At 69.5% G+C, this 23,928-nt stretch carries 26 protein-coding genes, 1 pseudogene and 1 riboswitch; of the genes and pseudogenes, 15 read left to right on the top strand and 12 right to left on the bottom strand.

Annotated features, from left to right (window positions below):
• Positions 1-154 precede the first annotated feature (154 nt).
• Positions 155-1,240 carry a metallophosphoesterase gene (locus tag GTW43_RS04120; protein WP_161300238.1) on the top strand — a complete coding sequence of 362 codons (1,086 nt, stop codon included), beginning with the start codon at positions 155-157 and terminating at the stop codon, positions 1,238-1,240.
• Positions 1,241-1,422: 182 nt separating this feature from the next.
• A complete protein-coding gene (locus tag GTW43_RS04115) occupies positions 1,423-2,283 on the top strand; it encodes a hypothetical protein (protein WP_161300237.1) in 861 nt (286 codons plus the stop codon).
• A 55-nt stretch (positions 2,284-2,338) separates the two neighbouring features.
• Here GTW43_RS04115 and GTW43_RS38450 read toward each other — a convergent pair whose 3' ends face one another.
• Positions 2,339-2,467 carry a hypothetical protein gene (locus tag GTW43_RS38450; RefSeq protein ID WP_272922493.1) on the bottom strand — a complete coding sequence of 43 codons (129 nt, stop codon included), beginning with the start codon at positions 2,465-2,467 and terminating at the stop codon, positions 2,339-2,341.
• An 87-nt stretch (positions 2,468-2,554) separates the two neighbouring features.
• Here GTW43_RS38450 and GTW43_RS04110 point away from each other — a divergent pair, with 87 nt between their 5' ends.
• Positions 2,555-4,114: a recombinase family protein gene (locus GTW43_RS04110; RefSeq protein WP_343245896.1), complete on the top strand. Its 1,560-nt coding sequence runs from the start codon at positions 2,555-2,557 to the stop codon at positions 4,112-4,114.
• Positions 4,115-4,258: 144 nt separating this feature from the next.
• On the opposite strand, the pseudogene GTW43_RS04105 reads toward GTW43_RS04110, so the two are convergent.
• Positions 4,259-4,732: pseudogene (locus tag GTW43_RS04105) on the bottom strand (replication initiator); the annotation flags it as partial.
• A 225-nt stretch (positions 4,733-4,957) separates the two neighbouring features.
• A complete protein-coding gene (locus GTW43_RS04100; protein WP_161300236.1) occupies positions 4,958-5,230 on the bottom strand; it encodes a hypothetical protein in 273 nt (90 codons plus the stop codon).
• A 281-nt stretch (positions 5,231-5,511) separates the two neighbouring features.
• Here GTW43_RS04100 and GTW43_RS04095 point away from each other — a divergent pair, with 281 nt between their 5' ends.
• Positions 5,512-6,477, top strand: a complete 966-nt coding sequence (locus GTW43_RS04095; protein ID WP_237536392.1) for a hypothetical protein — start codon at positions 5,512-5,514, stop codon at positions 6,475-6,477.
• Between the two features lie 111 nt (positions 6,478-6,588).
• On the opposite strand, the gene GTW43_RS04090 is transcribed toward GTW43_RS04095, so the two are convergent.
• The 3 genes from GTW43_RS04090 to GTW43_RS04080 all read right to left on the bottom strand — a co-directional run bounded on the left by GTW43_RS04090 (position 6,589) and on the right by GTW43_RS04080 (position 8,723).
• Complete coding sequence (locus GTW43_RS04090; RefSeq protein WP_343245897.1) at positions 6,589-7,767, bottom strand: methyltransferase domain-containing protein; 1,179 nt, start codon at positions 7,765-7,767, stop codon at positions 6,589-6,591.
• 396 nt (positions 7,768-8,163) lie between these two features.
• On the bottom strand, positions 8,164-8,400 hold the full coding sequence (locus GTW43_RS37845; RefSeq protein WP_161300234.1) for a hypothetical protein: 237 nt from the start codon (positions 8,398-8,400) through the stop codon (positions 8,164-8,166).
• Entirely contained in the window at positions 8,397-8,723 is a 327-nt protein-coding gene (locus GTW43_RS04080; protein ID WP_237536396.1) for a hypothetical protein, read from the bottom strand. Before GTW43_RS04080 ends, GTW43_RS37845 begins: the two co-directional genes overlap by 4 nt.
• A gap of 131 nt (positions 8,724-8,854) precedes the next feature.
• Between GTW43_RS04080 and GTW43_RS04075 the strand changes: the two genes are divergently transcribed.
• Together GTW43_RS04075 and GTW43_RS04070 are read left to right on the top strand one after the other, a co-directional pair.
• Positions 8,855-9,712: a helix-turn-helix transcriptional regulator gene (locus GTW43_RS04075; protein ID WP_161300233.1), complete on the top strand. Its 858-nt coding sequence runs from the start codon at positions 8,855-8,857 to the stop codon at positions 9,710-9,712.
• On the top strand, positions 9,709-9,915 hold the full coding sequence (locus tag GTW43_RS04070) for a DUF397 domain-containing protein (protein ID WP_343245895.1): 207 nt from the start codon (positions 9,709-9,711) through the stop codon (positions 9,913-9,915). The genes GTW43_RS04075 and GTW43_RS04070 overlap by 4 nt, the downstream gene beginning before the upstream one ends.
• 82 nt (positions 9,916-9,997) lie before the next feature.
• Here GTW43_RS04070 and thiC read toward each other — a convergent pair whose 3' ends face one another.
• On the bottom strand, positions 9,998-11,791 hold the full coding sequence (gene thiC, locus GTW43_RS04065) for a phosphomethylpyrimidine synthase ThiC (protein ID WP_161300232.1): 1,794 nt from the start codon (positions 11,789-11,791) through the stop codon (positions 9,998-10,000).
• A riboswitch (TPP riboswitch) is annotated at positions 11,784-11,963 on the bottom strand. (Overlaps the previous gene by 8 nt.)
• Before the next feature lie 71 nt (positions 11,964-12,034).
• Between thiC and GTW43_RS04060 the strand changes: the two genes are divergently transcribed.
• A complete protein-coding gene (locus GTW43_RS04060) occupies positions 12,035-13,369 on the top strand; it encodes a YibE/F family protein (protein WP_161300231.1) in 1,335 nt (444 codons plus the stop codon).
• 76 nt (positions 13,370-13,445) lie between these two features.
• Here the strand turns inward: GTW43_RS04060 and GTW43_RS04055 are convergent, their stop codons facing one another.
• The 4 genes from GTW43_RS04055 to GTW43_RS04040 all read right to left on the bottom strand — a co-directional run bounded on the left by GTW43_RS04055 (position 13,446) and on the right by GTW43_RS04040 (position 15,711).
• Entirely contained in the window at positions 13,446-13,913 is a 468-nt protein-coding gene (locus GTW43_RS04055) for an SsgA family sporulation/cell division regulator (protein ID WP_161300230.1), read from the bottom strand.
• Between the two features lie 100 nt (positions 13,914-14,013).
• Positions 14,014-14,739, bottom strand: a complete 726-nt coding sequence (locus GTW43_RS04050; protein WP_161300259.1) for a helix-turn-helix domain-containing protein — start codon at positions 14,737-14,739, stop codon at positions 14,014-14,016.
• Positions 14,740-15,036: 297 nt separating this feature from the next.
• Complete coding sequence (locus GTW43_RS04045; protein WP_161300229.1) at positions 15,037-15,249, bottom strand: DUF5326 family protein; 213 nt, start codon at positions 15,247-15,249, stop codon at positions 15,037-15,039.
• Positions 15,250-15,393: 144 nt separating this feature from the next.
• Positions 15,394-15,711 carry a cupin domain-containing protein gene (locus GTW43_RS04040; RefSeq protein WP_161300228.1) on the bottom strand — a complete coding sequence of 106 codons (318 nt, stop codon included), beginning with the start codon at positions 15,709-15,711 and terminating at the stop codon, positions 15,394-15,396.
• 59 nt (positions 15,712-15,770) lie between these two features.
• On the opposite strand from GTW43_RS04040, the gene GTW43_RS04035 reads away from it, so the two are divergent.
• From GTW43_RS04035 to GTW43_RS04000, 8 genes are all read left to right on the top strand, one after another.
• Positions 15,771-16,151: a phage holin family protein gene (locus GTW43_RS04035; protein WP_161300227.1), complete on the top strand. Its 381-nt coding sequence runs from the start codon at positions 15,771-15,773 to the stop codon at positions 16,149-16,151.
• Between the two features lie 6 nt (positions 16,152-16,157).
• Positions 16,158-16,640 (top strand): low molecular weight protein-tyrosine-phosphatase, encoded by a 483-nt coding sequence (locus GTW43_RS04030; RefSeq protein WP_161300226.1) that lies wholly within the window; start codon positions 16,158-16,160, stop codon positions 16,638-16,640.
• Between the two features lie 124 nt (positions 16,641-16,764).
• Positions 16,765-18,273: a DUF4246 domain-containing protein gene (locus GTW43_RS04025; protein WP_161300225.1), complete on the top strand. Its 1,509-nt coding sequence runs from the start codon at positions 16,765-16,767 to the stop codon at positions 18,271-18,273.
• Positions 18,274-18,485: 212 nt separating this feature from the next.
• Positions 18,486-19,391: a LysR family transcriptional regulator gene (locus GTW43_RS04020; RefSeq protein ID WP_161300224.1), complete on the top strand. Its 906-nt coding sequence runs from the start codon at positions 18,486-18,488 to the stop codon at positions 19,389-19,391.
• Between the two features lie 58 nt (positions 19,392-19,449).
• The gene (locus GTW43_RS04015; protein WP_161300223.1) at positions 19,450-19,932 is read left to right on the top strand and encodes an NUDIX hydrolase; all 483 of its coding nucleotides are present in this window, start codon (positions 19,450-19,452) and stop codon (positions 19,930-19,932) included.
• Between the two features lie 108 nt (positions 19,933-20,040).
• Positions 20,041-20,577: a DUF2269 domain-containing protein gene (locus tag GTW43_RS04010; protein WP_343245894.1), complete on the top strand. Its 537-nt coding sequence runs from the start codon at positions 20,041-20,043 to the stop codon at positions 20,575-20,577.
• 5 nt (positions 20,578-20,582) lie between these two features.
• Entirely contained in the window at positions 20,583-21,449 is an 867-nt protein-coding gene (locus tag GTW43_RS04005) for a GNAT family N-acetyltransferase (RefSeq protein WP_161300221.1), read from the top strand.
• Positions 21,450-21,660: 211 nt separating this feature from the next.
• Positions 21,661-22,137, top strand: a complete 477-nt coding sequence (locus GTW43_RS04000) for a MarR family transcriptional regulator (protein ID WP_161300220.1) — start codon at positions 21,661-21,663, stop codon at positions 22,135-22,137.
• 48 nt (positions 22,138-22,185) lie between these two features.
• On the opposite strand, the gene GTW43_RS03995 is transcribed toward GTW43_RS04000, so the two are convergent.
• Positions 22,186-23,814: a sigma-70 family RNA polymerase sigma factor gene (locus tag GTW43_RS03995; RefSeq protein WP_161300219.1), complete on the bottom strand. Its 1,629-nt coding sequence runs from the start codon at positions 23,812-23,814 to the stop codon at positions 22,186-22,188.
• Positions 23,815-23,928: the final 114 nt, after the last annotated feature.

Genomic DNA, 23,928 nt, shown 5'->3' with positions numbered 1-23,928 from the left:
AAAAGCACGGGGAACAGCCGCCCGTCGCGGATTCACCACCCCTGGTGCGTCACACAGGCCGAGCGGCGTTCCTATGATGGGCGCACGACACCGCGGGCCGCTGCGACCAGGCAGTCCGAACCGGTGCACAGGCGGCGCAAGGGTGGAGGGGTCGATGACTCAGGGGGCAGGTCAGGGATCCGCGGCGCGCACGGAGACGCTGCGTGACTTCCGTGTTCCCGCGTACGTCCACGACGTACCGGCGAGCACGGTGCCCGCCGACCCTGTTCCCGGCCCCGTCCCGGTACCCGGCGAGAAGGCCGAGGACTACCCGGAGGGCTACACCCCGACCGAGCGGAACCTCCCCGTCATCAACCGTGGGGACACCGTCCAGGTCGAGGTCCCGCAGCCCGCGCCGGTCCCCCCGGCCGAGGGCCTCGGTCCGCTGTTCGTCGTCGGCGACGTGCACGGTTACCTCGACGAGCTGCTCGCCGCGCTGCACGCGAAGGGCCTGGTCGACGCCGAGGGCAGCTGGTCCGCGGGGAACGCGCGCCTGTGGTTCCTCGGCGACTTCACCGACCGCGGGCCCGACGGGATCGGGGTCATCGACCTCGTCATGCGCCTGTCCGCCGAGGCCGCCGCCGCCGGCGGCTACTGCAAGGCGCTCATGGGCAACCACGAGCTGCTGCTGCTCGGCGCCAAGCGCTTCGGCGACGCCCCCGTCAACTCCGGCGCGGGCACCGCCACCTTCCAGGCGGCCTGGCTGCTCAACGGCGGGCAGAAGTCCGACATGGACCGCCTCCAGGACGTGCACCTGCAGTGGATGTCCCGGCTCGACGCGATCGAGCTCGAGGACGACCACCTCCTCATGCACTCCGACACCACCGCCTACCTCGACTACGGCGACTCCATCGAGGCGGTCAACGACACGGTCCGCGAGACCCTCACGCGCAACGACGCGGACGAGTGCTGGGACCTGTTCCGCAAGTTCACCAAGCGCTTCGCCTTCCGCGACGAGGAGTCCGGCCCCGGCGCGGTCCGTGAGCTGCTCGCCGCATACGGCGGCTCGCGCGCGGTCCACGGGCACAGCCCCATTCCGTACCTGCTCGGCGAGGTCGGCGGCGAGGACGCCGACGGCGAGGAGAGCAGGCCCGTCGTCGAGGGCCCGCACGTCTACGCGGGCGGCCTCGCCATCGCGATGGACGGCGGCGTGACCATGGCCGGAAAGCTGCTGGTCCAGCAACTCCCCATGGATGAATGAGGATTGATCGGGCAGGCGGGTAAGCGGAGGATTCGGCTGGCCCCCGGGCCAATTTCCGGAAACCCCCTGTCACCGCGCGCCGTGACCGCTCTACCATCGGCTTATCCGTAGCAGGCTCCCCTCCGTTTCTGCCCGACGGCTCGCACCCATGCGAGTCACCAAGCCCTACGGAGCATCGGGGGATGCACATGAACAGCGCTCCGCATTTGCTGAACGAGGACCGCCCCGAGTTCGAGCGGATCCTCGATGAGGCGCTGCGTACCGCACCCGACCACCCGGATCCGGCCGTAGTCGGCCGGACGCTCAACGCCGAACAGCTGCGCACCATGGCGCTGGGCGCCGCCGCACTCATCAACACGGCGGCCGTCACCGAGTACGAGCACTACGTCAAGGTCCGCGAGGAGCTGCGCACCGCCCCGCGGCCCGTCGTCCGTACGTCCCGTGAGCAGGGCGGCTCCGCCATGGCCGAGAGCGCGGGCCCGATCGGTCTCGTCGCCGAGACCACGGGCCCGGGCGTCGCCGCGGTCGCCGTCGTCCTCGCCCCGGTCCTCGCGGGCACGGCCGCACTGATCTTCCTGCTCGTGGGCTACATCCTGAAGATGCTCGACCCGGCGCCGGAGTTCGCCGACACCATGCTGACGGCCGGCTGGATCTTCGGCGCGTGCACCGCGGCCGGCATCCTCGTCGCGGCCGTCTGCCTGCTCCTGGCGGCCCTGCGCAACGGCTCGACGTCGCTGCGCGCCGGGACCCCGGCCGAGGCCGACGAGGCCCTGGAGCGGGCCAGAGAGGCCTGGGGCGACGCGCTCCTGGAGCGGGGCCTCCTGCCGTTCCTGCGGGACGCCCTGGCCGGTCCGCCCGACGGCGGCACGCCCCTGGGCGGCGGCCACGGCGGCCAGACGAGCCGCATGCCGCAACTGGGCTACAACCGACCGGGCTTCAGCAGCCCGGACGGCGGTGGCACCGCCACCGGCCAGCGCGCCGGCTACTCGAGCCCGGACTTCTCCAGCCCGGACTTCGGCGGTCCGGAGCACCGGCCCGACTGATCCGTCCCCGGGCGGGTACGGCCCCGGGCCACTGCCCGGGGCCGTACCGTCCTGCTCAGTCGGCGAGCGGCAGGTACACGCGGTTCCCGCTCGCGGCGAACTCCTTCGACTTCTGCTCCATGCCGGCCTCGACCTCGGCCCTGGCCGAGCCGTGCTCGCGGCGGATGTCCTGCGAGATCTTCATCGAGCAGGACATTAACAAAGGACGCACATGCTAAGTTCGCGCCGAGACGCCCGGAACAGGCATAAGAGCTCGACCCGAGGGGGACCCGTGGCCGCACGCGACGAAGTGGTCAGCAGGCTGCGCGGCACGCCGGCCGATCTGCCGTCACCGGCCGAGGTTCAGGCCATGCTCGCAGCCAATCCGTCCATGAAGTGCGTGGTCTGCTACGCCCGTATCTCCTTCGACGGTCGAGCGAAGGACGCCCACGGCATCGAGGACCAGCACCGCGAGATGACGGAGAACGCGAAGGCGTTCGGTTGGCTGGTCGTCCACCGGTACACGGACAACGACAAGAGCGCCAGCAAGGAAGACGTCATCCGAGACGACTTCGAGCAGATGCTGAAGGACCTGGCAGCAGGCCACACACCCGAGGGCTACCCCGTCCACGGCGTGATGGCCGTCAACGACGACCGGCTGTACCGGCGCCCCGGCGACTGGGAACGCTATCTCCGTACATTCACCGCCCACCCGGATCGCGTTTACCACGACTCGAACGGCATGCAGGACCTGTACGCCGAGGGGTTCGAGGTGAAGGGTCTGGTGGGAGTGGCCATGTCGCTCGCCGAGACGCGGAAGAAGCAGCGCCGGTCACGTACGAGCCACCACAACCGGGCTGTTCGAGGTCAGTCGGTGTCGGCGTGGCGGCCGTTCGGCTGGGACGACGACAAGGTCAGTCTGCGCCCGAAGGAGGCCGAGGCCGTTCGGCAGGCTGTGACTGACGTGATCGCCGGCGCCTCGATCAGTGAGATCACCGCGCGATGGAAGGAAGCCGAGTTCATCACGAGCCGCGGCAACCCGTTCCAGTACCAGACCGTGAAGCAGGTTCTCGTGAACGCTCGCCTCTGCGGCTACCGCGAGATCAAGGGCGAGCTGGTCCGCGACGCGGATGGCCAGCCCATCGTGGGCGAGTGGGACGCGATCGTCACACCGAAGCAGTGGTTCGCGGTTGTCTCGACGATCAGGAAGCGCGGCGGAGGTACGGGGCAGCCGCGCGGTGGTCTTGTCCACAAGTACCTGCTGACCGGCATCCTCCGGTGCGGCCATGTGCTGGAGGACGGCACGGTCTGCAACAACAAGATGATCGGGATCAAGGCGAACGACTGGGTCTCGTACAAGCACGCGTACTTCTGCAAGAAGACCGTGGACGGCGGCTGCAACAAGACGTACAAGCGCGGCGACGAGACGGACAAGCACATCGAGGCACTGGTTCGGGCGAAGTTGAAGCGGGATGCTGCGGCGCAGGCGGAAGAGGTGCCGGCGTGGAATCGGGACGAGGAACTCGACGAGGCGGTCCGCCGGCGAGGAGCGCTGGAGAAGCGCTGGCAGACGGGGCAGATCGACGACGAGACATTCTTCCGCAACCTTCCCGCGCTGGACGAGCGAGTCAAGGTGTTGCGCGCAGACCAGCGCGAGCACGCCGCAAAGGCGGCCGCTGCCGAAGCCGCGACCGCCGATGTGGATCAGGAATGGAAGGGGAAGACGCTCACACAGCGCAGGACGCTGATCAAGGACGCGCTGCACGCCGTGATCGCGTCTCCGAGCGGGAAGGGCCGCAAGCCCTTCGACGTGACGCAGCTCAGGCCAGTGTGGCGGTCGTCTTCCGAGTGAGTACGACGCCGAGTACCTGGCCCATGCGGTTTAGCTGAGCATCTGAGAAGGGCGGTGCTTCGTCGAGGCACCGCTCTATCCATTGGTCGACGGTGTCCCGGTCGCAGGTGAGTGGCGTGCGATCAGCAGATGGCATCGCGGTCGTCATGCCCACTCCTCCCCCTCTGCCTTCGCACGTTCGCGTTGCGCGCGTTCGTGACGAACCTGGGCGGCAAGGAGTTCTTCGCCGGGGCAGTAGCCAGAAGTGAGGTAGGCCCAGGAGGACTCGGTGACGAGCACGGTGTCAGGTGTGAGTGCGGAATGGCCGGCTCGGGCGCGGGCGGCGTCTGCCTGAGCGATGCGCCAGGTACGGCGGACATCGCGCAATGCGCCGAGAGTGGTGGAGTAGGCACGGGACTTGGTGGAGAAGTGGCCTCGGAAGCCGAGCATGTGCGCCCACTTGCAGAGCTTGAGGTCCGCGAATTCGGGCAGGCCCCCGAGGTCCCAGGCGGTGCGGACCATCTGCCTCACGTGCCGGTGCACGGGCAGGGTTTTGAGTGGTTCGGCCTGTCCGGTGCCTTCGCAGTCCAGGCCGTCGCCAAGTGCGGTGATCTCCCGAACGTCGAGCATCGCGCCCCAACGCCAGCGCCTCCGGCGGGGATCGGCCGGCACCGGGATGGAGGGGGCGCCGTCACCGGCCGCGGGCACACTGAAGTGAGCGTGGTGGGCTCTCATCCCGTCCACCGTCGACCCAGGCGGAGCCGAGCAGGCGTGGTTCAGGGGCGGACGGGATGAGAGCTGGGGCGAGTGGTGGCGGAGGGCAACGCTCCGAAGCGGGATCAGAGCGGCACCACGGCCACCCCGTCAGGGCGAGGCAACAGAAAAAAGGATGGCCAGCGGGGCAAGCAGTGAGACGGCACCGGCCATAAGGCCCACGATGCATCGCGCGTTCACGTCTCCCTTGGCCCAGCCAGTCACCCCGTAGACGAGGGCAATGCCCCCACCGATCGGGGCCAGCATGATGACCACGGGAACGCCGGCGAAGCCCAGGACGGCGGCCACCAGGCTGATCAGGCCGATCGAAAAGCACAGCCCGCTGTACGGTCCGGCAGATTGGCGTGCGGCGTCGGCGCTCATCCTGTCCCCTGACGATCTTCTGGTCGCTCTCAGCGTGGCACCCGGTCGGCATTGCGGGCGCTGTCCATAATGTCACCTCACGCGGGCCGGGTGAAATAGAACGAATTGACGCCCGAGTTCTCAGCGATTCCGCCCCCACCTAGAGAGACATGGTTCGTTCGCGCACTGCCCTTCCTCTAGTCGCGGCAACACTTGTGGCGGCCGCCACACTCCCTGCAGCAGCGTCCCCACCTCCGTCTCCGGACAGTTCCGGTTCAGCTGACCAGGCAATGACACGCGTCATGGCCGAGCAGGGCTATCAAGCAGTGAGGACCCACAGCGGGCCGGCAGTCCACGACACATCTCTCGCGCAGAACGGAATCACTGCCGAGTACGCGGCAAACCGCGTGTCGCTCTCCTGGGAGCCCTACCGGCCCGACGCCCGGTACGTGGTCACACGTGACGACCGCCAGATCGCGGTCACCGAGCCGGGCCAGCGCCTGTTCGAGGACACCCATGTCCACGAGGCGACGGAATACCAGTACAAGGTGATCCCCATCCTCGACGGGGACACGGCCGGCGCACAGACATGGGGCTTGAGGGCTGTCACACCCAGCTCGACCAGGCTGCAGGAGGTCGACCGACTCGCTCGCCAGCAGGCGACGACGGCAGCAGCGGCCAAGATGACGACCGTCACGTGGCAAACCTTCATCCCACAGAAGAAGATCGACGCTCCACCTGCCGGCTGCAGCTACACGCGTGGCTATCAGTTCGGTGGAGACGGCCGCGGCTTCGACTGGAAGTCGAGCAAGTACCGAACGGCGCTGAATGCCCTGATCAATTGGAACCGCAAGAGCGTGACCGGAAGCGGCTCGATCGGGACAACCCACGTCTACCGCAAGAGCACTGGAAAGCTGGTGGCGAAGAAGAAGGCCAGCGCCAGCCAGATGAAGGCCAAGAAGCTTGGAGCGAGCGGGAGCAGCGTCGACATCCGCATGGTGACCCATGCATCCAACCCGTTCTGCAAGGGCTTGGGCGGCGTCAAGGGCGCCATCGACGGCGCGCTGACCATGACAGTGACCCAAGGCGGTAACTGGACGATCCGTTCCGGCGACCACCGCCTTATGCCGAACCATCACATCTACATCTACAACAATGGGAAAGTCACGAATGTCTACAAGCGGAAGTACGCCAATCTCAGCTGCCTGATCGGCAAGGCGACCTGCGATCTCGCCAACCTGACGGGTCGGCGGGGAAGCTACCGCTAGCGCGCGGCATTGCAGCAGTCAACGTGATTGCCGAGCACTAATCCGCAAGGAAAGCCCCTGCCGGCCCACAGAAACTGAGAGTCGGCAGGGGCGACCGGTACCTGGACCTGATCAAGCAGTCCAGGAATCGGCAGGTTCGTCGAGCCAGGCGCGGGTTTCCTCGGCGGTGACGGTCAGGCCGAGTCGGTCATAGCCGGGTTCACCGTGGGTCTGCCACCAGGCGTACGCCGCTTCCGTCTCGTCCCACAGTCGGCGAGAGCCGCCCTGGTACACGCGGGACTCAGGTTCTCCGTCGCGGAAGATGACGCAGGCCCAGGAGCGGTCTGTGAGTCCGTAGAGCCAGACCGGGCGGGTTCCTTCGCGTTTCTCGGCGACCGCGCACAGGCAGTCCGGCACGCGCAGCCCGAGTACGAAGCGCAGGGCGTCGAAGGTCTCCCGAACGAAGTCGTCCTCGACGAGCCGGGTCGAGGAGATGTCGCCGCCGGAGACGCCAGCCGCGGGGACGTACTCGTTATGCCGGGGCCACGGGCGACGTTGGGAGCGGAGCTTCATGAACTCCACGGGGCCGGTGAAGCGGCCTGAGGCGCTCGTTCCGTCCTCGGAGACGACCAGGCGGACCACCGCGTCCTGGCGAGCGTAGTCGGTGCCCCAAGGAGCCACGATCACTCCGCCGGGGCGGGTCTGGTTCACCCAGGTGTGCGGGAGAGTGCGCAGGCCAACCGTGGCGATCACCCTGTCGTACGGTGCCGTCGGCGCATGCCCGAGTAGGCCGTCCCCGCAGGCCACATCCACCGGCATTCCGAAGGCGTGGAGAGCCTTCCGGGCCGTGGCCGCCACTGCCGGGTCGACTTCCACGGAGTGCACCTGGGCGGCTCCGATGCGGTGAGCGAGAAGGGCAGCGTTCCAGCCGGTTCCCGTGCCGATCTCCAGGGCTCGCTGGCCCGGGTGGACGTCCAGGTCGCGGAGCATCGAGAACACCACGCTCGGCATGCTCGCCGAACTGGTCGCCACCCTTCCGGGTTCCGGACCATCGTGGTTGCCGTCGTCCCACTGGGTCACGATCGGTTCGTTGGCGTTCGCGTGGCGGTGCCAGGCCACCGGGTCGTCCGTCCTGCGCACCGCGATGCTGCGGCCGGTGTCCATGTCGAAGGGCCAGATCAGGTCGGGGAGGAACTCGGAGCGGGGCACGGCCGCCAGGGCAGGTGCCCAGTCCGAAGTGAGGGCTTGGGAAGCGAGGAGCAGGCGGCCCAGTTCGGACCGCCCCTCCCCGTGCTCAGAGGTGACCACCACGTCAGGCAATCACCTTGGGGCCGCCATCGGGAGACGGCGGCTCCGGTGGGACCGGCCACGGTTCGCCCGGCAGCGGGTCACCGCCACCTCCACCGCCTCCACCGGCCATGTGCGTCAACTCCGTATCCATCGCTGCCTCCTTGTGTAGAGAGTGCTGCATCGTGCCGCCCTGCCCGCCGACAGTGCCGGTCGGCAAGGGGTGGTGCCCCGCCCGTCCTCCGGGCCGTCTCCGTGGGGGAGCCGGAGTGTGACGGACGTCCGGAGGACGGGCGGGAGTTCAGGGTTGATGCGGTGACGCGGACAGGGTGACGCCCAGGACAAAGCCGACCGCGCCGGAGAGCAGAACGATCAGTAGGGGGCCGGCCAGACGCCCTAACCACCCCAGGGCCCGGGCGATCACGGTCGCCACCAGGCGCGCCAGGGGCGGGTGATGACCTCCCGGTAGGAGTGGTGCGAGGGATGAGCCGCGCCATGAGCGAGAACCCACTCCTGCGGCTCCCCGAAGTCGACGCTTGCCGTCGAAGTCTCCTCGCACACCGCGCACTGCATCGCATACGTGCTCGGCTCTGCGTCCGGCTCGCGGTCCGGCTCCAAGGTCCATGTCACCGTGCGCAGTTCGGATCTCACGCTCACTTACCCCACCGCCCGTTGGCGACAGCAACCTTGGCGCTCATCCCCTCGGCCGCCGTCGCCTCCCTCAGTGATCCGGGCGGGGCATCCCATTCCCGGCCTCCGCTCACCGGACGGAGCTGGGCGTAGGGCCCCTCATGGCCCATGACCACGCCGATACGCCCTGTCCGTGTGTCCACGACGAGGGCCCCGATCTCGGAGCGGTTTCGTTCGATCACGTGCTCCGCCTCCACGCTGTGCATTGCGGTGCGGCCCCGGAACAGGGCAGCGCGAACATCAAGATCGCCCGACAGTGACCATGCGATCACGTCGCGCAACGTGCTCACTCAGGACGCTCCTGCCACTCACAGATGCGCAAGCACTTCACCTCGAGTGCACGTGCACTTATGGAAGTTGAGGTGTGAACCAAAGGCCGCAAGCAATACGGTGACCAGCCACGAGTAAGGGGAGGTGCCCGATGGCCGCGATTCCGACCATGCGCCGGCGGATGCTCGGCGCCGAGCTGCGCAAACTCCGCGACCGCCGAGGTCTGACCGGAGACGAAGCCGCAGAACAGATGAAGTGGCACCCGTCGAAGATCAGCCGCATCGAGGCCGGACGCAGCGGCCTGCGCCCCCACGAGGTCGGAGCACTTCTCAAGCTCTACGCGGTCGAGGACACAGAGACCCGCGATGGGCTGGAAGCGCTGGCGCGCGAAGGCAAGCGGCGGGTCTGGTGGCAGCCGTACAACGACGTGCTCACCCCGCGGTATCTCGACTACATCAGCTTCGAGGCCGAGGCGTCATCAGCGCGCAGCTTTGAGACGGTCCTGGTCCCGGGCCTGCTCCAGACCCCCGACTACGCCCGCAGCATCATCCGCGCCCTCAAGCCAGAACGCACCCCCGACGAGGTCAACGCATTGGTCGACGTGCGCGTGGCCCGCCAGAACGCAGCCCTGAACCGGGAAGACCCCCTCCAGCTCTGGGCCATCCTGGACGAGTCCGTGCTGCGCCGCGAAGTCGGGGGCCGAGACACCACGAACCGGCAGCTCAAGCGCCTCCTGGACGCATCGGAGCAACCCAACGTGACCCTGCAGATACTGCCGTTCGGCGCCGGCGCCCACGCCGGGATGCTCGGCCCGTTCGTCATCCTGGGGTTCCCCGTTCACGCAGACCTCGACGTGGTGTATTCAGAGGGCCTGGCGAGTAGCGTCTACCTCGAACGAGATGATGACCGGATCGCCTACGGCCGCACCTTCGACCGACTGAGGGCGGCCGCGCTGGACATTGATCCGTCGCGCGACATGATCGCGCGCCTAGTGAGGGAACAGACGTGAAGCACATCAGCGGGCCCCGCGCGGACCTCGATCACGTGACCTGGCGCAAGAGCAGCTACAGCGGCGACCAGGGCAACTGCGTAGAGGTCGCCGACGGCGTCCACGACGTCGTCCCCGTACGCGACAGCAAGCAGCCCACCGCCGCGCTGGTCTTCTCCACCCACGCCTGGGCCGCATTCACGGACGACATCAAGACTGTCTGACCAAGAACGCCGATCGCCCCCAGCTCGACATCCCGGAGCTGGGGGCGATCTCTGTGCAGGGGGTCACTGAGACGCCAGAAGATCAGTCCGCAATAGGCAGGTACAGCCGGTTGCCCGCCTCAGCGAACTCCTTCGACTTGGCGAGCATCCCCACCGTAGCCTCATCCTGGCTGGTCACAGCCTTGTCAGACCCGAACTGCTCTGTGATGCTTCTACTGATCTTCATCGAGCAGAACTTCGGGCCGCACATCGAGCAGAAGTGCGCGGTCTTCGCGGGCTCGGCCGGCAGGGTCTCGTCGTGGAACTCCCGTGCCGTGTCCGGGTCGAGCGCCAGGTTGAACTGGTCCTCCCAGCGGAACTCGAAGCGCGCGTCGGACAGGGCGTCGTCCCACTCCTGGGCACCGGGGTGCCCCTTGGCGAGGTCGGCCGCGTGCGCCGCGATCTTGTACGTGATGACACCGGTCTTCACGTCGTCCCGGTTCGGCAGGCCCAGGTGCTCCTTGGGCGTGACGTAACAGAGCATCGCCGTTCCCCACCAGGCGATCATCGCGGCCCCGATCCCGGACGTGATGTGGTCGTAGGCCGGGGCGACGTCCGTGGTGAGCGGGCCGAGCGTGTAGAACGGCGCCTCCTCGCAGATCTCCTGCTGGAGGTCGATGTTCTCCTTGATCTTGTGCATCGGGACGTGGCCCGGGCCCTCGATCATGGTCTGCACATTGTGGCGCTTGGCGATGGAGTTGAGCTCGCCGAGCGTGCGCAGCTCCGCGAACTGGGCCTCGTCGTTGGCGTCCGCGATGGAGCCCGGCCGCAGCCCGTCGCCGAGCGAGTACGTGACGTCGTAGGCCGCGAGGATCTCGCAGAGCTCCTCGAAGTGCTCGTAGAGGAAGCTCTCCTTGTGGTGCGCGAGGCACCAGGCGGCCATGATCGAGCCGCCGCGCGAGACGATGCCGGTCTTGCGGTCGGCGGTGAGCGGCACGTACGGGAGACGGACCCCGGCGTGCACCGTCATGTAGTCGACGCCCTGCTCGGCCTGCTCGATGACCGTGTCCTTGTAGATGTCCCAGGTGAGTTCCTCGGCCTTGCCGTCGACCTTCTCGAGGGCCTGGTAGAGCGGGACGGTGCCGATCGGCACGGGGGAGTTGCGTAGCACCCACTCGCGGGTGGTGTGGATGTTGCGGCCGGTGGAGAGGTCCATGACCGTGTCGGCGCCCCAGCGGGTGGCCCAGGTCATCTTCTCCACCTCCTCCTCGATGGAGGAGGTGACAGCGGAGTTGCCGATGTTGGCGTTGACCTTCACCAGGAACCGCTTGCCGATGATCATCGGCTCGATCTCCGGGTGGTTCACGTTCGCGGGCAGGACGGCCCGCCCGGCCGCGATCTCGTCGCGGACGACCTCGGGCGCGACGTTCTCCCGGATCGCCACGTACTCCATCTCCGGGGTGATCTCGCCCCTTCGTGCGTACGCGAGTTGCGTCACGGCCTGGCCTCCGCGGCCGCGGCGCGGCTGGCGCGGGCGGCCGGGGAAGACCGCGTCGAGGTTGCGCAGGCCACCGCGCGGCGCGGTGTGCTTGATGCCGTCGTCCTCGGGGCGGACGGGGCGTCCCGCGTACTCCTCGGTGTCGCCGCGGGAGATGATCCAGTTCTCGCGCAGCGGCGCGAGGCCCCTGCGGACATCGGTGTCGACGGTCGGATCGGTGTACGGGCCTGAGGTGTCGTACAGCGTGACGTCCTGGCCGTTGGTGAGATGCACCTGACGGACCGGCACCTTGAGGTCGGGGCGGGAGCCCTCGATGTACCCCTTGTGCCATCCGATGGACTTCCCGGCCTCCGGCTCAGCGCCGTTGGAGGCAGGCGTGCGTGCGTCCGTTGTGGTCATGAGACCTACTCCCTACGCCGGCATTACCCGGTAACAGGTTCGGCGGTCGACGCAGCGATGTCCGTTCCACGGCGTTTCACGTGAAACACCTTGCTGTTTCACGTGAAACACGCGCTGGGACGGAGGTCAGCGCCCTCTCAGCCCGGTGCTCCGAGCTCCCGCGTGTACAAAGGTGCCCCCACGCTAGCGTCAAGCCGGACGCGTTGAACAGAGGGCCCCTTCCGTTGTTGCGATGATCGTGCGGTGACCAGCACCCAGCAGCCTCCTCCGCCGCCGCCCCACGCGCCGCACGGGCACTCGCACAGCCATGGACCCGCGGCGCCCGTCTCGCGGCATCTGCGGAAGGTCATCGCCGCAATCCTGATCCCGTTCTCCGTGGCCGTCGTGGTGGGCCTCGCAGTGCTGTGGCCGGGCGGCGCCCCGGCCCACGACCGCACCGGTGTGGGCTTCGACCGGCAGACCCAGCAGGCCACGGTGACCGAGATCGCGAAGGTGGACTGCAAGTCGGTGCATGCCGAGGGTGGAGCGACGCTCGGCGAGGACCCCACCGCTGGCACCGGGGACGGGAACGGTCAGGCCCCCTCCGGCGAGTGCGAGAACGCGACGGTGCGGGTGGACACCGGCAAGGACAAGGGCCGTACGTTCACCGAGATCGTCCAGCCGAGTTCGCCCCGGCAGCTGCACGAGGGCCAGAAGGTGATCGTCTCGTACGCGCCGGACGCGCCGAAGAACCTTCAGTACTCGGTCACCGACGTGAACCGGAAGATCCCCATGGCACTGCTCGCCGGGATCTTCGCGGTGGCGGTGGTCGTGGTGGGCCGGCTGCGTGGACTCATGGCCCTGGTCGCGCTCGCGGTCAGCTTCATGGTGCTGACCTTCTTCATCCTCCCCGCGATCCTCCAGGGCTCGAACCCCCTGGTGGTGGCGGTGGTCGGGGCGAGCGCGATCATGCTGATCGCGCTCTACATGTGCCACGGCCTGTCGGCCCGCACCTCCGTCGCGGTGCTCGGCACGCTCGTGTCCCTGCTCCTGATCGGCCTGCTGGGCTCGCTGTTCATCGGCTGGGCGGCGCTGACCGGCAACACGGACGACAGCACCGGACTGATCCACGGCCTGTATCCGGACATCGACATGAGCGGTCTGCTGCTCGCCGGCGTCATCATCGGCTCGCTCGGTGTGCTCGACGATGTGACGGTCACGCAGACCTCGGCCGTGTGGGAACTGCACGAGGCGAATCCCTCGATGGGCTGGCGCGGCCTGTACCGCGCGGGGATCCGGATCGGGCGCGACCACATCGCCTCGGTCGTGAACACCCTGGTCCTCGCGTACGCGGGCGCGGCGCTGCCGCTGCTGCTGCTCTTCTCGATCGCACAGAGCAGCGTGACCGACGTGGCCAACAGCGAGCTGGTGGCCGAGGAGATCGTGCGCACGCTCGTCGGCTCGATCGGCCTGGTCGCCTCTGTGCCGGTGACGACGGCGCTGGCCGCCCTGGTGGTGTCCGCCGACCGTCAGGGGCCGCAGGAGGCCGTGCAGGGCGCTCCGGGGCGCGGTGGCAGGGGACGACGACGCAAGCGCTGAACCGGCGCGCGGAACGGCTCGGGAGCACCGCGCTGCTGAAGCGTTACGTCTGTCGTCTGGCGGGGCCGGTGGAGAGTCAGCCCGCGCTCTGCTCCTCGGCGAGGATCCGGTCGAGGGCCTGGTCGAGATCCGCCTCGAAGTCGGCGAGCGCCTGCTCCTGACCGAGCGGAACCAGCTTGTCCGTGCGGTCGAGGAACGCGATCACCGGCGCGACACCCGCGCGGAACAGCGCCTGGTCGCTGCCCACCTGGAGCCTGATGTGGACCTCGCCCGGCAGCTCCCCGGTGCCGCCGCCACCCGCGCGCTCCACGGGGGAGACCCGCACATCGCCGTCGCCGGTCGCTCCGTTGACCCCGTCGACCAGCAGCTCACGGCCGAACGCCCAGGTCACCGGGGCGTCTCCGGGGAGGTGGAAAGTGAGCCGCACCGCATACGGGTCGGTGGACTCGTACTTGAGCTCCACCGGAATGCGGAACGAGAGCTCCTCCGAGACGAGGAAGCTCATCATGACCTCTGCTTGTACTGCCTGTACCGACTCGCGCATCGCCTACCCCGTCAACTTGCCGTCGATTGGCCAGGAATGGCCTTCCTGACGCTGCTCGCATCTTGCTCAACGTATACAGAGGATCACAAGGAGTGAGTTTTCAGATGCTGATAGAGAAGGCGAGTGTCGCTACGAGTCGCCCGATCTCGTCCTGCAGCCGGCGCGCCAGCGGCACCAGCCGCTCCGCCTGGTGCGAGGGGAGCGAGACGGCGAGCGTGGCCGCCGTCGAGCCGATGGTGATGGGAAACGCCGCGCAGGCCGTCCCGAGCGCGTACTCCTGCCACTCGACGAGCGGCTCCATCCGGCCGACCTCGCCCAGCTTGCGCAGCAGCGACCGGTCGTCCCGAACGGAGTACGGCGTGATGGCCCGGGTGGGGTAACGGTCGAGGTGGTCCTGGCGCGCCTGTTCGCCCAGCTGGGACAGCAGGCACTGGCCGATCGCGTGGGCGTGACCGGTCTCGCGGAAGTCGGCCCATTCCTCGACGGCCGGATTGGCCGGAGTGTCCGCGACGGCGACGATCTCGATCTCGCCCTCGCGGTAGACCGCGAAGTAGACGGGGACGCCGATGGTGTCCCGCCAGTGCTGCAGCGCGTCGCTGATCATGCCGCGACGATTCTGCTGCGCGGCCGCGTTGCTCAGCCGCTCGGCGGCCTCGCCGAAGACGAAGACGCCCTGTTCCTTGCGGAGATAGCCCTCGTGGGTGAGGGTCCGCAGCAGGTGGTAGGCCGTGGGCAGAGCCACCCCGGCCTCCCGGGCGAGCTGCTTGGCCGGGGCTCCGCCGTCGTGCGTGGCGACCGCCTCGAGCAGTCTCAGGGCCCGCTGCACGGAGCCGATGAGGGTCTGCTGGGCTGGGGGTGCGGGGTCAGCGGCTGTGGCCAAGGTTCACTCCCGATGCGCATGAGGCCCCCGCATACCCGGGGCTCACGGGGGTGAAGCCGTCGGAATCCGGACTTTAAACCGTGGCCACCGCTCGGTGGGTGTCCGGAACCGAAACTTCCCCCGGTCGTGCGAACCTTCGCGCGACGCGACGACCGGGGCTCGGAGGTGTGTCCGCCGCGCGGTGGGCCGGCCCGCCGACGCATCGGCCGGCGCATCGGCCCGCGCGCCGACTCACGCGTCGGCTCACCAGTCGCTGCGCGAGGAGGACCCCGTCATGAACTTCCGTACGACGTAGATGAGTCCACCGACCAGCGCGGCGAACACCAGCACCTTGAACAGCAGGCCGATCACGAACCCGACGACGCTGGCGATCAGCCCGCCGAACACGACCAGGGCGATGACCGGCACCGCGACCCACTTCACCCACCACGGCATGCCCGCGAATATCTCTCGCACTGCCTCGCTCCTTCGCTCACGGCCCCTCGACGGGGGCTCGTCCGACGTCCTGCACTCGATGCTGACATGCCGAGGGCCCGTTCGGGGCCCTCGCATCCCCTGTCCTCCCCTGAGCCGACCCTGAGGGAACCCTGGGGTCCGGTCTCACCCCTCCGGCGGGGAGAACACCACGAGCACCCTCAGGTCCTCGCTGATGTGGTGGAACTTGTGGGCGACGCCCGCCGGGACGTAGACCACGCTGCCGCGCCCGACCTGCGTGGTCTCCATGCCCACGGTGATCGAGGCCCGCCCGCTGACCACGAGGTAGACCTCGTCCTGCCCGTGCGGCTGCTGCGGATCGTGCTCCCCCGCGTTCAGCGCGTACAGGCCGACCGACATGTTCCGCTCACGCAGAAACTGCAGATACGCACCGTCGTTGGCGGCGCGCTCCGCCTCCAGTTCATCCAGCCGGAATGCCTTCATCGCTGCTCGTCCGCCCCTGTCCACCCTCGTCCACGGTCCCGTCTGCCACGATCAGACACATGAAGAATTTCGTAGTCAAGACGATCGCCAACGCGGGGGCCCTGGCCGTCGCGGTCTGGCTGCTGGACAAGATCACGCTGACCGGCGACAGCACCGGCAAGAAGGTCGGGACGCTGCTGCTGGTGGCCCTGATCTTCGGCCTGGTGAACTTCCTCGTGAAGCCGGTCGTGAAGGTGCTCACCTTCCCGCTCTTCATCCTCACCCTGGGCCTGATCACGCTGATCGTGAATGCCCTGATGCTGCTGCTCACCTCGTGGCTGGCCGACAAGCTGGACCTCAGCTTCCACGTCGACGGCCTGTGGACCGCGATCCTCGGCGGCCTGATCGTCTCCGTCGTCTCCTGGGCGCTGAACGTGGTCCTGCCCGACGACAAGGACTGACGCCCCATGACCTTCCGCGTGTGTTTCGTCTGCACGGGCAACATCTGCCGCTCGCCCATGGCCGAGCACGTGTTCCGCGCCCGCCTCCGGGAGGCCGGTCTCGCGTCGCTGGTCGAGGTGGACAGCGCGGGCACGGACGGCTGGCACGAGGGCGACGGCGCCGATCCGCGCACCGTCCGTGTCCTGCGGGAGGCCGGCTACTCCTTCGAGCACACCGCCCGGCAGTTCCACGCCGACCGGTTCGCCCGGCTCGACCTCGTCGTCGCCCTCGACGCGAGCCATCAGCGCACCCTGCGCCGACTGGCCCCGACCCCGCAGGACGCGGAGAAGGTGCGGCTGCTGCGTTCGTTCGACCCGGACGCCGATCCGGACACGCCGCCGGGGCTCGACGTGCCCGATCCGTACTACGGCGGCATGAGCGGCTTCGAGCAGTGTCTGCAGCTGGTCGAGGCGGCGGGGGACGGACTGCTGGACGCCGTACGCCCCTGATCGCGCGGGCCCGCCACGCGGCCCCGGCTTCCCCGTCCGCCGGACCAGGAAGCCGGGGCCGCGGTGTCAGTGCGCTCCCGTAGCCTTCCGGTCGACCGCACACCGACCGTGAGGACCGAGCGACTTGACCGGCCTGTCTGCCTTCCCGCTGCCCTTCCACACGTCCCGCTCCATACCCGGCGCGCCGCCCCGGACCCTGCGGGAACTGCAGATGATCCGGTGCAGCGCGCACCTCCGCGAGAAGCCGGAGTGGTTCGCCAAGAAGGACGACAGCGGCATCGTCGCCCGGTGGACGGCGGAAGCGCTCGCCCAGGGCCTCACCGAGGCACAGGTGCGCCACGTCATCGACGAGCTCGCGCACTACGCCGCCCTGCGGGACCCGCGGTCCGGCATCGAGGTGTCGGCCGTCGACGGGGTGTGGCAGTCCGACACCCTGATCGACACCGCGCTGCACGCCCGGCTGCGGGCGGCGGTCCGCGTGCTGGAGGACGTCCCCGACGCGGAGAAGGACTGGCATCCCGGATCCGGCGGCCAGGTGCTCGACCTCGTCCACCCCTCGCTCTTCTGCCTGGTGAACGGGGTGAGCGGGGCACCCGCGCACGCCTGGCGGAACACGGCCGACCGCTACGCGCAGTACGAGTTCTCGGAGCGGTTCCAGTGGCTGCCCACGGACGTCGACGTCCAGGACGACGGCGCCGCCGTCTTCCGCTCGTACGTCAACAACGTCCACCCGGAGCGGCACAGCGCGCTGAACGCCGTCCTGCCGGAGCTGTTCGCCCGCATGCTCCCGCTCTTCGAGAACGTGCTCACCGACCTGCGCCACCCGCGGCCCGCCCGCATCGAGGCCGATCCGTACGGCTGGTACGACTCGAAGCCCGTCTACCCCAGCAGGTCCGACGCCGCGGACGCCGCCGCCCACCGGGAAGCCGTCCACGCCTGGGAGACGGCCCACGAGCACTGGTGGGACAACCGCCGGCCGGTCGTGCCGGACGCCCCGCGCTTCACCCCGCCCGAGCGGCCCGCGGACTTCGCCCGCGTCGACCTGCGCGGGCGCCGCCTCCAGGTCATCGTCAAGCTCGCGACCATCCACCTCACCCCGGAGCGGCCCGAGTACGCGGGCGGTTCCTGGCACGTCGAGGGGATGCTGAACGAGCGGATCGTCTCGACCGGCATCTGCTACTGGGACAGCGAGAACATCACGGAGAGCCGGCTGAGCTTCCGGACGGCGCTCGACGACCCGGAGTACGAGCAGAACGACGACGACGGCCTGCGCGAGATCTACGGCCTGGAGGACGAGGACGCGCTCAACCAGGCGCTGGGATCGGCGGCCACCCCCGGCGGCCGCTGCCTCGCCTTCCCGAACATCCTGCAGCACCGCGTCGGCTCGTTCCGCCTCGCCGACCCCACCCGCCCCGGGCACCGCAAGATTCTCGCGTTCTTCCTGGTCGACCCGTCGGAGAGGATCGTCTCCACCTCCGACGTGCCGCCGCAGCAGCCCTGGTCCGAGACCTCGACCATGTCGCTCGAGGAAGCCCGGGACCATCGCGAACAGCTCATGCAGGAACGCAAATTCTTCGTCGACGAGCACAACGAGCAGCTCTACGAGCGCGAGTTCTCGCTCTGCGAGCACTGAGGCCGCACGAGAGCACCGCGACGGCACACAGACGGACGGTCCGAGCCTCCCCCCTCGTGGCTCGGACCGTCCCGGTTCTGCGCGCGAAGAACCGCACGGACAAGGCTAGTTGACTCTGTGTCAGTGTCCAATCACGGTAGCGACAGAGACCTATCGACATATTTATAGTGGGGCGCGACCCGGGTTGCCGGAGGGGAGGGACGTCGTCACCCATGGATCTCGCCCTGCTGCGCACCTTCGTGACGGTCCACCGCGCCGGGTCCTTCACTCGCGCCGCCGCACTCCTCGGGCTCTCACAGCCCGCGGTGACCTCCCAGATACGCACCCTGGAGCGCCAGCTCGGGCGGCCCTTGTTCCTGCGGCAGGCGCGCGGCGTGACCCCGACGACCATCGGCGACGAACTGGCCCACAAGACCGCTCCGCATCTCGACGCCCTGGTGGAGATCACCGAGGCGGGTCTCGACGAGGAGTCCCTGGTGCGGACGCTGCACCTCGCGGGGCCCCCCGAGTTCACCGCCGAGCGCGCGCTGCCCGCCCTGACCGCACTGACCCGCGAGGACGGCTACGGGGTCGCGCTGCGGGCCACCTTCGGTACGGCCGAGGACGCCCTGGAGGGGCTCGCCGCCGGTCACCATGATCTGGCCATCGCCACGGCCCGCCCGCGCGGCTCACTGCTCACGGCGACTCCGCTCTGCGACGAGGAGCACGTCCTCGTCGCGGCACCCCGCTGGGCCGCCCGCATCGGCTCCGGGATGCTGCACCGGGACGCCGCCCCCTCGCTCGAGAAGTTCCCCGTCGTCGAGGTGCACGAGTCGCTGCCCCTGGTATCGCGCTACTGGGCCGCGGTCTTCGACGCGCGCCCGGCCGTGCCTGCGACCGTGGTCGTACCCGACCTCCGCGCCGTGCTCGCGTGCGTCGCCTCGGGCGCCGGCCTCTCCGTTCTGCCTCGGTATCTGGCCGCGCCCGCACTGGAGAGCGGTGAGATCGTCGCGCTGCTCGACCCACCCGTGCCGCCCCTGCGCACGTACTTCCTGGTCGTACGTACCGGCACACTGGCGCTGCCCCACATTGCGCGGGCGCACGAGTGGCTGCTGCGCGCTGCCGTCGACTGGACGTGAACAGGACGAGGACGGTGCGGGATGTTTCACGTGGAACCGTCGGGGCCACATTTCTCCCATGACCGTACGACCCGTGGTCAAGCGCACCGCACGCGCTGTTCTGCTGGACGGCGACGACCTCATCCTGATCAAGCGGACGAAGCCCGGCGTCGACCCGTACTGGCTCACCCCCGGCGGCGGGGTCGAACCCGAGGACACCACTGTCGTGGACGCCCTCCACCGTGAGGTCGACGAGGAACTCGGCGCCAAGATCACTGACGTGGTGCCCTGCTTCGTGGACACCGTCGAGCACATCGGTGACGACGGCGGGGCGACCGGCGTGAAGGTCCAGCACTTCTTCGTCTGCCGGCTCGACTCGATGGACCTCACTCAACGCCACGGCCCCGAGATCGACGAACCCTGCGGCGAGTACGAGATCGTGCGCGTGCCCTTCACACGCGTCGGCATCGCCTCGGTCCACCTCGTCCCGCTCTCGCTGCGCCACTACCTGGACGGCAACATCGAGGGAGTACGGGCGATGCACGCCCCCGACCTGGGCTGACCCCCGGACCGACCGGCTCGGTCACACCTGCTGTACGCCGCGGCTAGTACGCGGGGTTACTCCCTCTGTCAGACGTCTTCCGCGTCCGGTCACGGCACCGTGTTTCACGTGAAACTTCAGCGCCGCCCTCGACGGGCACTCCTCGTTGTCCACGTCGCCGCCTCCGCCTCGTGGCTGGGCGTCACACTCGGGCTGCTCGCGCTGGCCGTCACCGCGACGACCACCGGGTCCGGTCCGGCCGTGGAGGCCTCCGCCCGCGCCATGAAGCTCTTCGCGGACTGGCTGGTGATCCCGCTCGCCCTGCTGACCCTGCTCAGCGGGCTCCTCCTCTCGCTCGGCACCCCGTGGGGTCTGGCCCGGCACCGATGGGTCTACGTCAAGTTCTGGCTCACCCTCGCCACGACCGCCGCCTCGATCTTCGCCCTGCGGCCAGGCGTCAACGAGGCCGTCACCACGCTCGCCTCGGGCCACGGACTGGACCGCCCCACCGATCTCCTCGCCGGCCCCATCGTCTCGCTGACCTCGTACGTCTTCATGATCGCCATCTCCGTGCTCAAGCCCTGGGGGCTGACCCGACGTGGCCGAAAGCACCGGGTCGAGGCGCGCAAAGCGGTGGACGCCAAGGTGCCCCATCCGACAGCCTGACCTGCGTGTCGACACCTTCGCTCTCCGACCTGCCCATCCGCCGTCTCACCCCGCGCGACCTCCGGGCCTGCGCCGACCTCTCCGAGGACCGGGGCTGGCCGCGCGAGGAACACAAATGGGGCCTGCTGCTCTCCGCCGGAACCGGCTACGGCATCGACGACCCCGCCGGCGGACTCGTCACCGCCTGCGTCGTGACCGACTACGGCACGTCGGACCGGCCCGAGCTCAGCGCGATCGGGATGGTGCTCGTCGCCGAACGGCACGCCCGCAAGGGCATCGGCCGACGCCTCATGCAGTACGTCCTCGAGCAGGCGGGCACCACACCGCTGACCCTCCACGCGACGCCCTACGGAAGGCCTCTCTACGAGGAGCTGGGCTTCAAGGTCACCGGCCGGGCGGAGATGGTGCGCGGTCGGTTCACTCCTGACGGGGGCGGCACCACGGTGCGCACCCGCCCGGCCACGGCCGAGGACCTGCCCGCGATCCTGCGGCTGGACGCCGAGGTCTTCGGCTCCGACCGCACCCACGTCCTCACACGGCTGCCGGCCTTCGCCGACCAGCTGCGCGTGGCCGAGGACGCACACGGGATCACCGGCTACGCCGCCGCATGGCCGAACATGGACACCCATGTCATCGGCCCCCTGATCGCCGCCGACACCGAGACCGCGAAGTCCCTCGTCGCCTCGCTCGCCGAGGGCACCGACCGACCGCTGCGCACCGACATCGACGTACGGCACGAGGACCTGATCGCGTGGCTCAAGCAGCACGGCCTGGAGGGCATCTCCATGAACGCGGTCATGAACCTCTCCGCGCCCGACCTTCCCGGTGACTGGACGCGACGCTTCGCCCCGCTCACGGTGGCCGCCGGCTGAACAGCCTCTCGCCGCAGCCGATCCGCCCCCGAGTCGCACCGTGACGCGACCGCTCGGGGGCGGCTCTCCGTCCAACGGGCCCGGTCCTGGTCCAGCGCCCGGGATCCACTCGGGCCAGTGCTTGCATACGCGCTCTATCCGCAAAGGCAGGCAATTTCACTCATCGACTACGCTGAGGTGCAGCCACTCCGGGACGGAGGAACCACCTGCCATGACCGCCACAGACCCCGCCCTCACCGCCCTCGCCCAGGGCTGGTGCGCGCTCTCGCTGCTCCACGGACGCATCGAGGCCCACATCGAGCGTGCGCTGCAGGCCGGGCACGGCCTGAGTGTGCGGGAGTACTCGCTGCTCGACGTGCTGAGCCGGCAGCACGACGGCGAGGGCGGTCACCTGCAGATGAAGCAGGTCGCCGACGCCGTCGTCCTCAGCCAGAGCGCCACCACCCGCCTCGTGACCCGCCTCGAGGACCGCGGCCTGCTGATGCGCTACCTGTGCCCGACCGACCGCCGCGGCATCTACACCAACGTCTCCGACGCGGGCCTCGCCCTCCTCGAAGCGGCCCGCCCCACCAACGAACAGGCGCTCCAGGAGGCCCTCGCGCAGGCGTCCGGCGACCCGCGCCTCGCCCCGCTGGTGCGCGCGGTCGAGGCAACGCCGCAGGCCGGGCATCTGGCCGCGGCGGCCTGACGGGCGCGCGGGCGGTGGCCGCGCCTCACTCCTGCGGGGCGGAGGGTGTCAGCTCGACGTCCCGAAGACCTGTGTCCACCACGGGCCCCCGGAGCCCTCGTGGACGCCCAGTCCGATCTCCTTGAACGCGCAGTTCAGGATGTTCGCCCGGTGGCCCGGGCTGTTCATCCACGAGTCCATCACCTGGGCCGGTGTCTGCTGCCCTCGGGCGATGTTCTCGCCGTACGTCGACCAGCTGTAGCCCGCGGCCGTGATCCGGTCGCCCGGGTCCTTGCCGTCGGGGTCCGTGTGGTCGAAGTAGTCGCGGTCGGCCATGTCGTCGGAGTGGCGCAGGGCCGCGGTGTCCAGCTTGCCGTTCTGGGTCACCGGGGCGCAGCCGTTCTCGGCGCGCTCGGCGTTGACCAGCTGGGTCACCTGCTGTCCGAAGGAGCCCGAGGGCGCCTGCGTCGGCGCGGGGGCCGGCGGCGCGGGCCGCTTCGTCGTGGGGGCGGGCTTCGGGCGCGGCGGCGGCGAGGTCTTCTTCTTCTCGCGGGTCGGCCGCGCCGAGCCGCGGCTCGGGGACGCCTCGGGGGACGGGGAGCGGTCGGCGGAGGCCGACGCGGAGGGGCTGCTCGGCGTCACCGGGGCGGACGGCACGGGCGCGGACTGTGTCCGTACGGTGTCGGCGCCGTCGTCCGGGGCGAGGTCGGTGAGCACGCCCACGGCTCCGCCCCCGGCGACGAGCACGGCGACGCCGAGCATCGTGTTGCGCCGTCGCCGCGCACGGCGCTCGTGGCGTATCCGACTGCGGGACGAGCGTGCCCCGTCCGCCGCGTGCCCCTGGCCCGTCGGCGCGTGGTCCCCGCCGGAACCCGTGCCGTCCGCGGCGCCGTGGGCGGCGAGACCGGCCGCGTCCGGTGCCGGGCCGCCCGCGAGCGTGGCCCCGACCGGTACCAGGCCGAGACCCGCGAGCAGTCCCTCGGCCGGGACGAGCCCGGAGCCCAGCCGGGAGCAGACGGTGCAGGACCGGGCGTGCCGGGCCAGCCGCTTGCGCCACAGCGGCGACGGCGTCCCGTCCCACGCCTCCAGCGTCTCCTCGAGCAGGACGCAGCGCGGGTCGGCGGACATCGCCCGGACGATCACCCGGGCGTTCTCCAGGTGCGCCTTCATGCGCTGGACGCGGACGGCGGTGTGGGCCTGCGACAGCTCCATCGCCGCCGCCACCTCGGCCCGGGTCAGCTCGCCCGCCGCCTCCAGCCACCACAGCGAGAGCAGCTCCCGGTCGGCTGGCTCGAGCCAGCGCGTCGCCTCCGCCACCTCGCGGCGCTGTCCCGACAGGCCCATGCGGACGATGGTCAGGTCCACGAAGTCGGCTCCCGGGTCCGCCAGTTCGTGGGCCTCGCCCAGCTCCCCGTACCGCGGGGCCGCGTGCTGGGCCTGCCAGCGGTTGCGCACCTGGTTCATGGCGATGGCGACGAGCCAGGAACGGAAGCGCTCCGGCGACCGCAGGGCCGGCAGCCCGGACAGCGCGCGGATCATGGTCTCCTGCACGACGTCGTCCACGTCGGCGTGCCCGTCCAGAGCCCGCCCCACGACGTTGTAGACGAGCGGCAGGTACGCGGCGACCACCTCGTCCTGCGCCCGCCGGTCGCCGCTCTGCGCCGCCCGGATCATCGCGCCGTGCCGTTCGCTGCTCATGCCCTGTCCACTCTCTGCCCCGCAGGCCCACTCGGCCTCAGTTTCGTCCGACATCATGGAGACCTCGCAAAGACTTCGGCATAACGAAAATCTCACCGGGCGGAGCGAACCGTG

The organism is Streptomyces sp. SID5785, assembly GCF_009870065.1.
GTDB lineage: Bacteria > Actinomycetota > Actinomycetes > Streptomycetales > Streptomycetaceae > Streptomyces.
This window is presented reverse-complemented; position numbering and strand designations above follow the sequence as displayed.

Bases quoted from the DNA above. Each gene is read 5' to 3' on its own strand.
- GTW43_RS04120 (WP_161300238.1), top strand. From the start codon at position 155: ATGACTCAGGGGGCAGGTCAGGGATCCGCGGCGCGCACGGAGACGCTG.
- GTW43_RS04115 (WP_161300237.1), top strand. From the start codon at position 1,423: ATGCACATGAACAGCGCTCCGCATTTGCTGAACGAGGACCGCCCCGAG.
- GTW43_RS38450 (WP_272922493.1), bottom strand. From the start codon at position 2,467: ATGAAGATCTCGCAGGACATCCGCCGCGAGCACGGCTCGGCCAGGGCC.
- GTW43_RS04100 (WP_161300236.1), bottom strand. From the start codon at position 5,230: ATGAGCGCCGACGCCGCACGCCAATCTGCCGGACCGTACAGCGGGCTG.
- GTW43_RS04095 (WP_237536392.1), top strand. From the start codon at position 5,512: ATGGCCGAGCAGGGCTATCAAGCAGTGAGGACCCACAGCGGGCCGGCA.
- GTW43_RS04075 (WP_161300233.1), top strand. From the start codon at position 8,855: ATGGCCGCGATTCCGACCATGCGCCGGCGGATGCTCGGCGCCGAGCTG.
- thiC (WP_161300232.1), bottom strand. From the start codon at position 11,791: ATGACCACAACGGACGCACGCACGCCTGCCTCCAACGGCGCTGAGCCG.
- GTW43_RS04055 (WP_161300230.1), bottom strand. From the start codon at position 13,913: ATGCGCGAGTCGGTACAGGCAGTACAAGCAGAGGTCATGATGAGCTTC.
- GTW43_RS04040 (WP_161300228.1), bottom strand. From the start codon at position 15,711: ATGAAGGCATTCCGGCTGGATGAACTGGAGGCGGAGCGCGCCGCCAAC.
- GTW43_RS04035 (WP_161300227.1), top strand. From the start codon at position 15,771: ATGAAGAATTTCGTAGTCAAGACGATCGCCAACGCGGGGGCCCTGGCC.
- GTW43_RS04030 (WP_161300226.1), top strand. From the start codon at position 16,158: ATGACCTTCCGCGTGTGTTTCGTCTGCACGGGCAACATCTGCCGCTCG.
- GTW43_RS04020 (WP_161300224.1), top strand. From the start codon at position 18,486: ATGGATCTCGCCCTGCTGCGCACCTTCGTGACGGTCCACCGCGCCGGG.
- GTW43_RS04015 (WP_161300223.1), top strand. From the start codon at position 19,450: ATGACCGTACGACCCGTGGTCAAGCGCACCGCACGCGCTGTTCTGCTG.
- GTW43_RS04000 (WP_161300220.1), top strand. From the start codon at position 21,661: ATGACCGCCACAGACCCCGCCCTCACCGCCCTCGCCCAGGGCTGGTGC.
- GTW43_RS03995 (WP_161300219.1), bottom strand. From the start codon at position 23,814: ATGAGCAGCGAACGGCACGGCGCGATGATCCGGGCGGCGCAGAGCGGC.